Origin of the sequence: Mesorhizobium sp. M7A.F.Ca.MR.362.00.0.0 (genome assembly GCF_004023175.1) — a bacterium.
Taxonomy (GTDB): Bacteria; Pseudomonadota; Alphaproteobacteria; order Rhizobiales; family Rhizobiaceae; genus Mesorhizobium.
In genome coordinates this window covers 1-288 of sequence record NZ_RZTF01001003.1, presented here as the reverse complement: position 1 = coordinate 288, position 288 = coordinate 1, and the positions used below count along the sequence as shown (strand labels likewise).

Genomic DNA, 288 nt, shown 5'->3' with positions numbered 1-288 from the left:
CCGGAGAATTTCATGACAGAAGAAGCCGATCACAACCTCGACGCCCTCATCGAGCTTACCGCCGATGTCGTCTCAGCCTATGTCTCGAACAATCCGGTCCCAGTGGGCGATCTCCCCGCCCTGATCGGCCAAGTACATGCAGCACTGAAAGGAACGGCCGGCAGCGTTTCCGCAGAACAGCCGCAGGCTCTCAAGCCTGCTGTTCCGATCAAGAAGTCGGTGATGGCGGACTACATCATCTGCCTTGACGATGGAAAGAAGTTCAAATCGCTAAAGCGCCATCTGTCG

The 288-nt window shown here is 56.2% G+C and carries 1 protein-coding gene; it reads left to right on the top strand.

The window, feature by feature from the left end; genetic code table 11:
* Window positions 1-12: 12 nt before the first annotated feature.
* Window positions 13-288 (top strand): MucR family transcriptional regulator (locus EOC06_RS38875; RefSeq protein ID WP_206631427.1); only part of this gene is annotated, 276 nt, incomplete at its 3' end.